Below are 13,138 nucleotides of genomic sequence, written 5' to 3'. Positions count from 1 at the left end.
AAACCCCGCGTCCTGCGGGGTTTTTGTTATAGGGAAGGTGGGTATGAAGTCGCTGACGAAACGTTATCTGGCGGTTGTTTACGAAGCATTATTGATGCTGGCACTGACACTGGTACTGACCGCGGTGTATTACATGCTGCTGGGGGATGCCAGCCACGGCTGGAAACGACTGGGATTGCAACTGCTACTCTGGGGCGCTATGGGCGCCTATTTCGTGCGTTGCTGGACAGTGACCGGCCAGACACTGGCCAGCCAGACCTGGAAGCTGAAAGTCACCGGACAATACGGCGAGTTGCTGAATGTGAAGCACGCCGCCATCCGTTATATTGTGGCCAGCATTTTATTGTTACCGGCCGGATTGACATTATGGTGGGCCATGCTGGATAAGGAACAGCAGTTCCTGCACGACCGCCTGCTCGGTTCCCGGCTTATCTTGCTGCCGCCGCCCTAACGTCTTTCCACGTAATACAGCATGCCCAGGCCGGTAAGCAGGAAAAGGATGGTCGGGCCGATGGCGCTGAATAGCGGTGGCCAGTCATTCAGTACGCCAAGGTGTAAAAACACGCGGTTCATAATCTGGTAAACGACGCCCAGTAATATCCCGGCAAAAATCTTGGCACTGATGCCGCCCGCCCGCTGCTGCAAGAAGCCGAAAGGCAGCGCGAGTACGACCATCACCAGGCAGGCCAGGGGATAAATCAGCTTGGACCACAAGGCGACCTGGTAGCGCGTACTTTTCTGCCCGTTGCGGTGCAAGTGCTGGATAAAACTGTACAGGTTCCAGGCGGACATTTTCTCCGGCAACACCAGCAGGACATTGAGCAGTTCCGGCCGGATCAGGGATTCCCATTGTGTCTGTTTAAAGAACTGGGATGTCACCGAGTTATTCTGTATGTCACGGCCGGTTCTAAAACTGGTTTGCGTCACATTGAGCAGAATCCAGTGATCCTCTGCGAAGTGGCCATTTTCAGCATGGCTGATACTGCGCAGATGAAACTGGGGATCAAAGTCGTAGATATTGATATCGACCAGGCTGCTGTCAGGTAATACGGTATTCACATTGACGAAGCTGCTGCCATCCTTGATCCACAGGCCGGATTTAAAATCCTGGGCGACTACGGAGTCGGTGGCCTGCATGCGGATCCGTTGCGCCATTTTTTCACTGAGTGGTGCAATCATTTCACCAATCATGAAGGTAACAATGGCAAATACCAGCCCGATCACCAGCAATATCCTGGCGAGTGCGATCAGGGAAATACCGCTGGTGCGCATCACAATTAATTCGGAATTGGCGGCCATGGCTCCCAGGGTATAAACAATTCCCAGCAGTACGGCGACCGGTGCCACTTCGTAGATATGGCCTGGGATACTGAGCGCGACGAACGTCAGCATACTGTTGATGCCGTAATGCCCCTTGCCGAGGCTATCCAATTCCTGCAACAGGTCAAAAAAGGAAAACATGGCCAGCAGGCCAAACAGCACCAGCAGGATGTTAAAACTGATTTCCCGCCAGAAGTAGCGATTCAGTATGCGCAGCGTCATGGATGGCCTTTTTTCGCTTTACGCTTGAACATTTCCGGAATCAGCGGCTTGAGGTATTTGCGGCGATGATACAAATACCAGCCTAGCAATATAAAGCAGACATGGACCGGCCACAGGCCGACCCAGGCAGAGATTTTCCCCTGCGTAATCCAGGCCTGGAAAATACTCAGTACATTGTTGTAGATAATAAAAATCAGGATCGCGAACATGATGTTGAGAGAGCGGCCGGCACGCGGATCAACAAAACTCAGCGGAATCGCCAGCAATACCATGATGATGGTGGAAATCGGGATCGCGACGCGCCAGTGCAGTTCTGCCTGGTCGGCCAGTGCTGCACCTGCCATCAGCGCCAGTGTGGATTTGGCTTGTGACGTGCTGGCCTCCGGCGTGTTTTCCTTGGTTTCTACGCGGATGTCATAGCGCTCGAACTCGGTGGTGGACACATCCAGGGTATTCGGGATAATTTCGTAGCGGCGGCCATGCTGCATGACCAGGAAATTATCCCCGTTTTCAGCCTTGTAGCGACTGCCGCGATTGGCCGTAATGATGCCGGTCTTGCCATTCTGGCGCGATTGGACAAAGATGTTTTTGACCTCGTAGCCCAGTTTGTCAAAGCTCTCGATAAAATAAATGCGTTCGCCGTTGCTGGATTCCTTGAAGGCCCCCGGGCTGATTGAGGACAGTTCATCGCGCTTTTTGAGTTGCTCCCGGTAGCTGTCTGCTTTTTCTGTGGCCCAGGGCATCACAAACAGGCTCAGCAGGCTGATAATCAGCACGATAGGGAAAATAAAGCGCAGGATAGGCACTACCCATTGCCTGAGGCTGAGCCCGGCCGTCATCCAGATCACCATTTCCGAGTCTTTATGCCAGCGGGTCAGGGTCAGCAATACCGCAAGAAAAATGGCCAGTGACAACATCATGGGCATCAGTTTCACCAGGCTGAAGGTCAGGATGGTGCCGATGGCGTCATTGGGCAGGATGCCTTTGGAAACTTGGCGCACGATATTGCCGGCGCGCTGCGCCACCACAATACCCAGGATAATCAGGAAAATGGCAGAAGATGAGGACATCAGCTCTGCGGACAATGCACGTTTGAAGAGTTTCAATTTAAATGCACCGCTTTGAAATCAGCATAAAACACTAGATAATACAATCATCGCTCAAGCAACTGGCATTGAACTTTAAAGGATAAAGATGGAATTTAGCATAAAAAGCACTGCGCCGGAAAAATTGCGTACCGATTGTTTGCTGGTGGGCATCTATGAAGGCCGCAAACTGACTGATTTGGCCAGGTCTCTGGACAGCGTGACTGAAAAAGCGATTACGCTGGCACTGAAATCCGGGGATATGGAAGGTAGAGCGGGCAGTACCTTGATCTTGCGTCAATTACCCGGTGTTGCAGCGGCTAGAGTCATGCTGGTCGGCCTGGGGAAATCGGAAGAATTCAGCCTGAAAACCTTGCGCAATGCCTTCCGTGCTGCGCTGAAAGCCTCCCCTGCCGGCGTGGAAGCCATGGCGACCGACTTTGCCAGCTTGCCTGTGAAGAAGTCAGAGGTGCAGTCCAAGGCGGCGGCATTGTCTGAAATCGCACTGGAGACCAGCTACCAGGTCAATGCGGTGAAGGAAAAAAAAGCTGAGCCAAAACCACTAAAACAGATTGTATTGCTGACGGGTAAACAGGAGGCAGAGGCTGTTGATGCTGGCCTCAGGCAAGGGCAAGGGGTAGGACAGGGCGTCGCTTTGGCCAAGGATCTGGGCAACCTGCCACCCAATATTTGTACGCCGGCCTATCTGGGCAAGCAGGCCGAGAAGCTGGCGAAAGAATACGGATTCAAGGTCGAGGTACTGGAACAGGCCGAGATTGAAAAACTCAAAATGGGTTCTTTCCTGGGTGTGACCCGCGGGAGTGAAGAGCCGCCCCGGTTTATCGTGCTGCAACATCACAAAGGCAAAAAAACACAAAAACCGGTAGTACTGGTGGGTAAAGGTATCACCTTTGATACCGGCGGCATTTCACTCAAACCCGGTGCCGACATGGATGAAATGAAGTATGACATGTGCGGTGCGGCCAGCGTGCTGGGTGTATTCAAGGCAATTGGCGAGCTGGATTTGCCATTGAACGTGGTAGGCCTGATTCCCACTTGCGAAAACATGCCTAGCGGGAAAGCAACCAAGCCAGGTGATGTGCTCACCAGCATGTCCGGCCAGACGATTGAAGTGTTGAACACCGATGCGGAAGGCCGCCTGATTTTGTGTGATGCGCTCACCTATGCCGAGCGTTTCGACCCGGCCGCCGTGATTGATATCGCGACCTTGACTGGCGCATGCGTGATTGCCCTGGGGCATCATCCAAGTGGCTTGTTCGCCAACAATGATGCTTTGGCCAGAAAACTGCTGGATGCCGGCGAAAAAGCGCAAGACCGCGCCTGGCAACTGCCGTTGTGGGATGATTACCAGGGCCAGCTGGACAGTAATTTTGCTGATATGGCCAATATCGGCGGGCGTGCCGGTGGCAGTATTACTGCGGCCTGTTTCCTCTCGCGCTTTGCCAAAAAATATGACTGGGCGCACCTGGATATTGCCGGTACGGCCTGGAAATCCGGTAAGGAAAAAGGCGCGACCGGCCGCCCTGTGCCACTGCTGGTGACCTATCTGTTGCAACAGGCGGCGGTGTCATAGGGCGTTATGACGCGTATCCGTTTTTACACCGACATTCCTGACCGTAGCAACCTGATTCAGTATCTGGTTGAGCAGGCGGTTACCCGGCAACGGCAGGTGACCATTTATGTGGACCAGGCCGTGGAAGCGGCGCAATTAAGCGACTGGTTGTGGCAACAGCCAGGTTTCATTCCCAATGCGCTGGCTGATGCGCCGCATGCCGGCATGACGCCAGTGGTACTGGCGTGGGCGCCGGAGCATATCCGGCAGGATGATATGCTGTTTAACTGCCAGGCAACCTTGCCCAAGTTTTTCAGTCGTTTCCGCCATGTATTTGAGTTGATCGGGGCGGCCGAAGAGGAAAAAACCGCAGGTCGCCAGCGGTGGGCTTTTTACCGCGATCGTGGTTATGAAATTCAGCATATGAATATGCAGCAGGCGCGTTAGCTGTAATCGAGGAGGTTGTGTGGATAGCCCAGAAATTCCGGTATTAACCAAAGTCGTGCAGAAGGCCAGCCCGCCGGCACTTGATGTCGATGAACTGGTTGCCCAGGTTAAACAGGCGCTATTGCCTGAAATCGCTGAAATGGTCACCAGCCAGTTGGGGCAACGCGCCTTTGAGCGTTCGGTGGTGGAGCAGCAGGCGCTGACGGAGTATGCCGAGTCATTGCAGCAGGGCTTGTCCCGGCAGGTGCAATCCCAGGTCGGTGACAGTATTCAATCGATTGAACAGGCGTTTCGCGAAGCCATGGGCAATGTCGGCAAACAGCAACTGCAGTCGGTAGAGGCAGAGGTTGCCCGTTTGACAGGCACACAGCAACTGGAAGAAAAACTGACGCAACTGATGGATGACCAGCAGGCGCATATTGCTGCCAGGGTGCAGCAGATGCAGGAGCAGCTGGAAAAAAACATGGCCGAGCATATGCAACAGTTGCAGGAAAGTAGCCGGCAGACAATGACAGCAGGTCAGGAGGCAATGGAATCCCGGCTGGCTGAAGAGCACAAACAGTCGCTACAGGATGCATTTGCCGAATTCGCCGGGCAACAGACGGCAGAATTCAAGCAGAAATTCAATGCCGAATTGTCTTCTGTAGAGGCCGTATTACAGGAAAAAGTACAGGCCATGGTCAATGAGCAAATGCAGGTGATTGAGGGTGAGCTGAATAAGCGCCTGAAATCCAGCATTCTTGAAGTCTTGCAAGGTATCAAGTTTGTGATGCCTAGCCTTTAGCGATGCCTGGCATTTAGGTATTCTTGCCTGGTCATGCTTCAGTCAAGCAAGGTCAATACCACCGGTGTATGATCGCTGGGGCGTTCCAGCTTGCGCGGGGTCTTGTCAATCAGGCAGCTCTGGCATAAGGGCTTCAAGGCATCGCTGACCAGGATGTGGTCGATACGCAAGCCCATATTGCGACGAAACGCTGCCATGCGGTAATCCCACCAGGTGAACTGCCCTTCTTCCTGGTTGAATAGCCGGTAACTGTCGCATAAACCTAACCCGATTAAATCCTGAAATGCCTGGCGCTCCCGGGGGCTGACCAATACCTGTCCTTGCCATGCCGCCGGATCATGGCAATCCCTGTCATCAGGCGCAATGTTGTAGTCGCCAAGCAAGGCGAGCTTTTCATGCTGTTTTAGTTCGTCCGTTACCCAGTTTTGCAATGCCGCCAGCCAGTTGAGCTTGTACTGGTATTTGTCTGAATCCACCGCCTGCCCATTCACGATATAGGCACAAATCACCCTGACCCCCTGGATAGTAGCGGCAATAATGCGTTTTTGTTCGTCAGCAAAGTTTGGCAGGTCAACATGCACCTCCCTGATCGGGTGCGGGCTGATAATGGCCACGCCATTGTAGGTTTTCTGGCCGTTATGTACGGCATTGAATCCGGCTTCTTGCAATGCGGCATAGGGAAACTTGCTGTCTTCCTGCTTGGTTTCCTGCAGGCAGAGTGCATCCGGCTGGTTGGCGACCAGCCAGTCCAGTACATGCGGCAGGCGTACAGTCAGTGAGTTGACATTCCAGGTGGCCAGTTTCAACAGTATTCTCCACAAGATAGGTTGATCATGCGCCGGCAGTGCAGTCGCGGCCCGTGCATTTTACACGACTAAACAAGATGCTGTTTCAGGGAGGTCGTCTTGGGAGGAAGCATCTACAGAATTTGGCGGTGGCGATCACTGCATGTGCACAATAGGGGTGAGCGGGCTTACTGGCCGCCTGTGACAGTCAGACCACAAGCAAATGCTTTGATTGCGCTGGAAATTTCTGTTTATTTGGTTAATACAATTGAGATGCTATGCCGTATAAACGAGGTTTGATGTGCTGATCCATTGATACTTACCAAAGAATTGCAGTGAATTTGCTCTAATACTCATGAAGCATCGCTCACCCCTATATTTACTCAAACGGCTGCTGCTGATTGCCATGCTGGCTTGTACAGCCGTATCCGCTGCCTCTGAAAATATCACCTTGCAACTCAAATGGCGTCACCAGTTTCAGTTTGCGGGCTATTATGCGGCGCAGCAACAGGGCTATTATCGTGAAGAAGGCCTGAATGTCCGCTTCGTTGAGGGAAGCACAGAGCGCTCGCCATTACAGCAGGTCTTATCCGGCCAGGCCGATTATAGTATCGGCGATGCAGAAATTATGGTGTCGCGTATTGCAGGCCAGCCGGTGGTGGCCCTGGCCGCCATTTTCCAGCATTCTCCCGGTATATTGCTGAGCCTGAAAGAAAGCAATATACAAACGCCTGAAGATCTCATAGGCAAGCGCATCATGATGGCTGATGATGGCCAGGGGCTGTATCAATTCAAGGCCATGCTGCTGAAACAGCATCTGGATATCAAGCAGATGACCTTGGTGCCCCATACCTGGCATTTGCAGGACCTGATTGACGGTAAGGTGGATGTGATGGCGGCCTATGCCATGGATGAGCCGACGCAACTGCAGCAAATGGGATACACCCCGTCTGTCATTGCCAACCAGCCTTACGGGATTGATTTTTACGGGGATATCCTCTTTACCAGTGAACGTGAGGTGGCCAGGCACCCCCAGCGTGTAGCGGCTTTTTTACGCGCGACGAAAAAAGGCTGGGCATATGCACTCAAGCATCCGGAAGAAGTGGCCGGCCTGATCGCTGCCATGCCGGAAGTTGCCGGGCGCGGGCTCGATAAACAAATCCTGTTACGGGAAGCCAACTTGATGGCGCCCTATGTGCTCACAGAGCTGGTGCCGCTGGGGCATATGAATGAAGAGCGCTGGAATGACATTGCCCAGACCCTGGCTGATCTAAAGCTGATTCCTGCGCAATACAACCTGAAAGGCTTCCTGTATCAAGACAGCCTGACTGGCCAAAAGCCTTATGTTCGATGGCTGGCGTGGGGTGTGGTCATGTTGGCGGTGGTACTGGGGGCGACTTTCCTGTGGAATATGCAAATCCGGCGCCAGGTGATCCAGCGCACGCTGGCGTTGCAGAAGGAGAGCGAGCAACGCGCGCAAACAGAGTACTTGCTTAAAATCGCCGGTAATGTGGCCAAAGTGGGTGGCTGGATGATTGACCTCAACACCGGCATGGTGCACTGGTCGGACGAAGTGGCTGCCCTGCATGATATGCCTGCCGGGTACATGCCTACGCTTGAAGAGGGGCTGCATATGTTTGTGCCCGAATATCAGGTAGTGATGAGGCATGCCATTGATAAGTGTATCAACGAAGGCACGCCTTATGATCTGGAACTGGAAAAGATAACGGCCACTGGTCGCCGCTTCTGGGTACGTGCCATGGGGCAGCCGGTGCGTAATGCAGAAGGGCAGATTATCAAGCTGCAGGGCTCGTTGCAGGATATTACCTCCAGCAAACAGGTAGAGGCGCACAGGCTGGGGCAAGCCAGGGTCCGCGCCATGATGCTGGCGGATGTTTCCTTGCAGGAGATCCTCAATACTGCGGCACAACTGATAGAACTGCAATATCCGGGAACTAGTTGCGCCATCCTGCTGCTGGATGAGGATGAGCGGCGGTTAAGGCATGCCGCCGTATCAAAACTGCCGCTTGCCTATAGCCGGGCAATGGATGATATGGCACCGGATGCTGACAATATTGCTGCGCTGACACGCGGGCGTCTCATCGCCGAAGATCTCTGGGCTTACCCCATGAGTGATGAAAGCCGGGCGCTGGCACTGGCACATGGGTTGCGTGCCTGCTGGAGTATCCCCATTTTGTCGCGCAGCTGGCATGCATTGGGCGTGTTGGCAGTATACCGCCATCAACGGTACACCCCGGCAGCGGTTGAAATGGATTTTGTGGAAAGCTATGCCCAGATCCTGGGGCTGGCGATTGAGCGGGAGCAGTCGGATGAGTTGCTCAACCTGTTACGAAGCGGGATTTCCAGGCTAAATGACATTGTCATGATTGTCGAAGCGCCAGTGAATGCCCCCATGGCGCAGAGGATTGTATTCCTGAATGAAGCTTTCCTGAAGATTACCGGCGCATCGCCGGATCACTTCATGGGTGCTTCGCCGTTTGATCTTTTTAATGCAGCCACGCCGGGGCGCGAGCTGGAGCGTATCCGGCATGCGTTCCAGCAAATGCAACCGGTCAAGGCGGAAGTCGCCGTTGTGAACCAGGAAGGGACAGGTATTTCCCTGGAAATGGATGCCTTGCCATTGCACGACAAAGGCGGAAGACATACGCACTGGGTCGTCGTGCTGCGTGATATTACCGAGCGCAAACAGGCAGATGCCCGGATCCGGCAGCTGGCTTACTACGACACCATGACCGGTTTGCCCAACCGCCTGATGTTGCATGAGAAACTGTCTGCGCATTTGCGTAAGACCATGCGTAAAAAGACAGGTGGCGCCTTGCTGTTTATTGATATTGATAACTTCAAGACCCTGAATGACACGCATGGCCATGATGTGGGCGATGCCTTGTTGGTCGAAGTGGCGAAACGGATTAAACAGTCGGTACGCCGTTTTGACACGGTGAGCCGCCTCGGTGGCGACGAGTTTGTCGTGGTGCTGGACAGTTTGCATCGTGACCCCGGACTGGCTGAAGCGCAGGCCAGGAAAGTCTGCCAGAAAATCGTGACGGCTTTTGAACCGCCGTTTAAGCTGAACCATTACCAGCACTACACCTCGCCCAGTATCGGCGTGACCCTGTTTGATTGTGAAACACTCAGCCAGCCAGAAGAATTGCTGCGCCGCGCTGATATGGCCATGTATAAAGCCAAGGAAGCCGGGCGTAATGGTTACCAGTTTTTTGATACGCAGATGGAAACCGAGTTGCGTCAGCGTGTGGCACTGGAGGGGGATTTGCATACCGCAATTGATAAACAGCAGTTCCAACTGCACTTCCAGCCACAATATAACCGGCAACATGCTATTGTCGGGGCCGAGGCCCTCATCCGCTGGCAGCATCCCGAGCGTGGCCTGATCATGCCTGGCCAATTTATTACCCTGGCAGAAAGTACCGGGCAAATTATGGGTATCGGCCACTGGGTATTACAGGAAGCATGCCGGACACTACGCCACTGGTCTGGTCATCCGCAGTTATGCGCGTTGATATTGTCTGTCAATGTCAGCCCCAAGCAATATTTGCAGCCGAATTTTGTGCAGGACGTACAGCGCATGGTCACTGAAACAGGTATAGAGCCTGGCCGCTTGAAACTGGAGCTGACGGAAAGCATGCTGGTGGATAACGTCGAAGACATTATCGCCAAAATGGCAGCGCTCAAAGCCGTGGGTGTCTGTTTCTCGCTGGATGATTTCGGTACCGGCTATTCTTCCTTGTCTTACTTGAAGCGCTTTCCATTCGACCAACTGAAAATTGACCAGTCTTTTGTACGTGACATGCTGAGCGGCCATGACCATGAAAGCATTGTGAATGCGATTATTGCACTGGGACAAAGCCTGCAACTGGAGATTCTGGCAGAAGGCGTGGAAACCGAAGCCCAGTTGCATGTGCTGCAAGACCTGGGTTGCCAGATATTCCAGGGCTACCACTTCACTGAACCCATGGAGGTAGAGGCCTTTGAACAATGGGTACAGGCCCACCATGGGAATCATACTGCAGAAGATAGCGAGGCTGCGGCGGTATAAAGCGGAAATCTCATTTAGGTACGAACCGAGTTTATACAATTCTCAACGACGCCCATAATGAAAAAACCCCTCTTGCTTACGCAAGAGGGGAGTACTAACCTTCGGAGATCAATTCAAAGGTTAATTCTTTGGAGTTACTACAGGCAGGTTAAAGCGCAAACACGTTTAATGCGCCTCCACCTGGTGCTGCGTTGTACTTGGTCAGTTCCTTGTAACCACCAGCAGCACCCAGTGCATCTGTGTCTTTTGTCATACCCAGGTTCATCGCAACACCAGCCCAACCGCCGATACCGGACAGTACGCCAACGTATTGCTTACCTTTGTGGCCATATGTGAATGCGTTACCGATCACACCGGAACCAACCTGGAATTTCCACAGTTCTTTACCGTTTTGTGCATCAACAGCCTTGAACCAGCGATCCAGGGTACCGTAGAACACCAGGTCAGACGCTGTAGTCAGAGCACCGCCCCAAGCAGAGAACTTCTCTTTGTTGTACCAGACTTTTTTGTTGGTCATTGGGTCGTAAGCACCGAAACCACCCATCACACCGTCCGGACCGGCGAACATGGTCAATGTTGCACCCACCCATGGTTGACCAGCCACATATTTGGACTCAACTGGTTCATAAGACATGCACACATGATTCAATGGTGTGTACATCAAGCCTGTTTTTGGAGAGTAGGCAGCTGGCTGTTGGTCTTTAGTACCCAACGCAGATGGACAAATACCTTTTGCGTTGTAATCTTGGTGGGTTGAGTATTTAGGATCTTTATCCGGGACACCAGTTTTCAGATCAATTGACGTTGCCCAGTTAACGAATGGGTGTACTTTCTCTGCAGAAACCAATGTGCCGTTGTTAGCTTGCCATGTGTAGATGAACCCGTTACGGTCATGGTGCCATGCGTATGTTTTGCCACCTTTGTCGAACAGGATCACTTCGTTAATACCATCGTAGTCCCACTCATCATGTGGCGTCATTTGCATGCCCCATTTGGCCATGCCTGTATCCAGATCACGTGCAAAAATAGTCATGGACCATTTGTTGTCGCCGGGACGTACATCCGGGTTCCACACAGATGGGTTAGCAGTACCATAGTAAACCAGGTTAGTTTTCGGATCGTATGGCCACCAGCCCCATACGGAACCACCACCATGTTGCCAGCCATCTTTAACAGCCTGTGGTTTCAACCAGGTACGTGTACCCAGTTCTTTTTCACCGATTTTCAGCTGGTCGTTAGGGATTTTCTTGAAAGAACCCCCCTCTTTGTTACCACCGTTTACGTCCTGGTAAACTGACAATGCACTGTATTGAGGATTGTCCTTGTTGAAGTCCTCACCGATCAAAGCTTCTGCATCGGAACCCATTGAGTAGGCTTTCCAAGCTGTAGAACCATCTTTGATATTGTAAGCAACAAAGAAGCATCGCACACCGAATTCAGCACCTGAACAACCGGTCAATACTTTGTCTTTAATGACATGTGGCGCATTCGTATTCGTTGCACCAACTTTGGGATCCAAGTTTTTAACTTCCCAGACCTTAGTTCCCGTTTTTGCATCCAAAGCAACCAGCATACCGTCGTTCTGCTGCAAAAAGATTTTACCGTCACCAAAACCCAGGCCGCGGTTTACCACGTCACAGCACATAACAGCTTGCACTGATGGATCTTGTTTCGGGAAATAGGACCATACGATTTTCTGGTTGTCATTCAGGTCCAGCGCGTATACGTTGTTTGGGAACGCGGTATGTACATATAGCATATTACCGATGACCAGAGGAGAACCTTCGTGACCGCGGTTTACGCCAGTTGCGAATGTCCAGGCAGCTTTCAGGTTTTTAACGTTACCCTTGTTAATTTGTGACAGGCCACTATAACCATGATTACTGTAGTTACCACGTGGAAAAGCCCAGTTGTTAGCATCCTTCATTGCGGCTTCGGTATCTGCAGCGGCAAATGCAACCACTGGCAGTGCCATAGATGCCGCAACCAAACCCAAGGCTAACTTGATTTTGTTAACTTGCATATTAATCTCCAATAATGATCAAAATTTAATCTCCGCAAAATTCAATGAATCAAGTTTTGTTATGAGATTATTTTTTATTTCTTCTCTCACCAACAAAAGAGAGAGAACGTTCTGTCTCTTTAGACATTGAGCGCACTATAAATTATTGAAATCTGCATTGCAAGCTTTTTTGAAACACTTTGTTACAAATAAAAAAACCCGCTCTTTGGGAGCGGGCTTAAGTAATTGAATATACTAATAAATTAAGTTCTTATTTGAGGGTGCCTCTAATAATCAAAAGTGCAGCATCTTTAGCTTTGGCAGCTGCATTTGATCCAGGCGCCACTCTTTCAACCAGAGCTGCACCTTCGAAAAGCATGATAATTTGCTGACTCAAACCTGCTGGATCCGGAGCACCTGCTTCTTTTGCTAATGCGGAAAAATACTCTTGGAGTTCTTTGGCCAGCGTAATTGAGAATTGGTTTACCGGGTGATCTGGTTCAGGAAATTCAATTGTCCCGATATGGAAAGGCAATCCTTTGAAGTTAGGTGTACCGATCCATTCTTCCATTAGTATACATAAGGCGATAAGCTTATCTGCAGGCTTCCCTTTTTGATTCCGCAAACCTCTATTCAACCACTCATAAAATGCATCAGCTTTGCTTCTAAGAAAAGCCATGATGAGCGTATCTTTACTTGGAAAGTGGCGATACATGGTGGCTCTGGCCACGCCTGATGCATTAATGATCATATCTACAGCGCACGCATTAATTCCTTTTGCCTCAAAAAGGCTAGTTGCAACTCCAAGGATTTTCGCTTTGATTTCTGCTGCGCTCAACTGCTAT

The 13,138-nt window shown here is 51.6% G+C and carries 10 protein-coding genes; 5 read left to right on the top strand and 5 right to left on the bottom strand.

Going from position 1 to position 13,138, the window contains the following annotated elements:
- The first annotated feature begins 43 nt into the window (after positions 1 to 43).
- On the top strand, positions 44 to 451 hold the full coding sequence (locus BLP53_RS09825) for an RDD family protein (protein WP_091472003.1): 408 nt from the start codon (positions 44 to 46) through the stop codon (positions 449 to 451).
- Here BLP53_RS09825 and lptG read toward each other — a convergent pair.
- Complete coding sequence (gene lptG / locus BLP53_RS09820; protein ID WP_091472002.1) at positions 448 to 1,542, bottom strand: LPS export ABC transporter permease LptG; 1,095 nt, start codon at positions 1,540 to 1,542, stop codon at positions 448 to 450. The genes BLP53_RS09825 and lptG overlap by 4 nt on opposite strands.
- The gene (gene lptF / locus BLP53_RS09815; RefSeq protein ID WP_091472001.1) at positions 1,539 to 2,648 is read right to left on the bottom strand and encodes an LPS export ABC transporter permease LptF; all 1,110 of its coding nucleotides are present in this window, start codon (positions 2,646 to 2,648) and stop codon (positions 1,539 to 1,541) included. Before lptF ends, lptG begins: the two co-directional genes overlap by 4 nt.
- Before the next feature lie 88 nt (positions 2,649 to 2,736).
- On the opposite strand from lptF, the gene BLP53_RS09810 reads away from it, so the two are divergent.
- The 3 genes from BLP53_RS09810 to BLP53_RS09800 are packed head-to-tail and all read left to right on the top strand — an operon-like array spanning position 2,737 to position 5,431.
- Positions 2,737 to 4,221, top strand: coding sequence for a leucyl aminopeptidase (locus tag BLP53_RS09810; protein WP_091472000.1), 1,485 nt, complete (start codon positions 2,737 to 2,739; stop codon positions 4,219 to 4,221).
- 6 nt (positions 4,222 to 4,227) lie between these two features.
- On the top strand, positions 4,228 to 4,647 hold the full coding sequence (locus BLP53_RS09805; protein ID WP_091471999.1) for a DNA polymerase III subunit chi: 420 nt from the start codon (positions 4,228 to 4,230) through the stop codon (positions 4,645 to 4,647).
- A gap of 19 nt (positions 4,648 to 4,666) precedes the next feature.
- Positions 4,667 to 5,431 (top strand): hypothetical protein, encoded by a 765-nt coding sequence (locus tag BLP53_RS09800; protein ID WP_091471998.1) that lies wholly within the window; start codon positions 4,667 to 4,669, stop codon positions 5,429 to 5,431.
- 38 nt (positions 5,432 to 5,469) lie between these two features.
- Here BLP53_RS09800 and xth read toward each other — a convergent pair whose 3' ends face one another.
- Positions 5,470 to 6,237 (bottom strand): exodeoxyribonuclease III, encoded by a 768-nt coding sequence (gene xth, locus BLP53_RS09795; protein ID WP_091471997.1) that lies wholly within the window; start codon positions 6,235 to 6,237, stop codon positions 5,470 to 5,472.
- 334 nt (positions 6,238 to 6,571) lie between these two features.
- Here xth and BLP53_RS09790 point away from each other — a divergent pair, with 334 nt between their 5' ends.
- Positions 6,572 to 10,291 (top strand): EAL domain-containing protein, encoded by a 3,720-nt coding sequence (locus BLP53_RS09790; protein WP_091471996.1) that lies wholly within the window; start codon positions 6,572 to 6,574, stop codon positions 10,289 to 10,291.
- A gap of 148 nt (positions 10,292 to 10,439) precedes the next feature.
- Here BLP53_RS09790 and BLP53_RS09785 read toward each other — a convergent pair whose 3' ends face one another.
- Together BLP53_RS09785 and BLP53_RS09780 are read right to left on the bottom strand one after the other, a co-directional pair.
- Entirely contained in the window at positions 10,440 to 12,314 is a 1,875-nt protein-coding gene (locus BLP53_RS09785; protein WP_091471995.1) for a methanol/ethanol family PQQ-dependent dehydrogenase, read from the bottom strand.
- 250 nt (positions 12,315 to 12,564) lie between these two features.
- Positions 12,565 to 13,131, bottom strand: coding sequence for a TetR/AcrR family transcriptional regulator (locus tag BLP53_RS09780; RefSeq protein ID WP_245652784.1), 567 nt, complete (start codon positions 13,129 to 13,131; stop codon positions 12,565 to 12,567).
- Positions 13,132 to 13,138: the final 7 nt, after the last annotated feature.

The sequence above is a fragment of the Methylophilus rhizosphaerae genome (assembly GCF_900100975.1).
GTDB lineage: Bacteria > Pseudomonadota > Gammaproteobacteria > Burkholderiales > Methylophilaceae > Methylophilus > Methylophilus rhizosphaerae.
The sequence above is the reverse complement of the archived record's forward strand: the minus strand, read 5'-3'. Positions and strand labels throughout refer to the sequence as shown.

Bases quoted from the DNA above. Each gene is read 5' to 3' on its own strand.
- BLP53_RS09825 (WP_091472003.1), top strand. From the start codon at position 44: ATGAAGTCGCTGACGAAACGTTATCTGGCGGTTGTTTACGAAGCATTA.
- lptG (WP_091472002.1), bottom strand. From the start codon at position 1,542: ATGACGCTGCGCATACTGAATCGCTACTTCTGGCGGGAAATCAGTTTT.
- BLP53_RS09810 (WP_091472000.1), top strand. From the start codon at position 2,737: ATGGAATTTAGCATAAAAAGCACTGCGCCGGAAAAATTGCGTACCGAT.
- BLP53_RS09805 (WP_091471999.1), top strand. From the start codon at position 4,228: ATGACGCGTATCCGTTTTTACACCGACATTCCTGACCGTAGCAACCTG.
- BLP53_RS09790 (WP_091471996.1), top strand. From the start codon at position 6,572: ATGAAGCATCGCTCACCCCTATATTTACTCAAACGGCTGCTGCTGATT.
- BLP53_RS09785 (WP_091471995.1), bottom strand. From the start codon at position 12,314: ATGCAAGTTAACAAAATCAAGTTAGCCTTGGGTTTGGTTGCGGCATCT.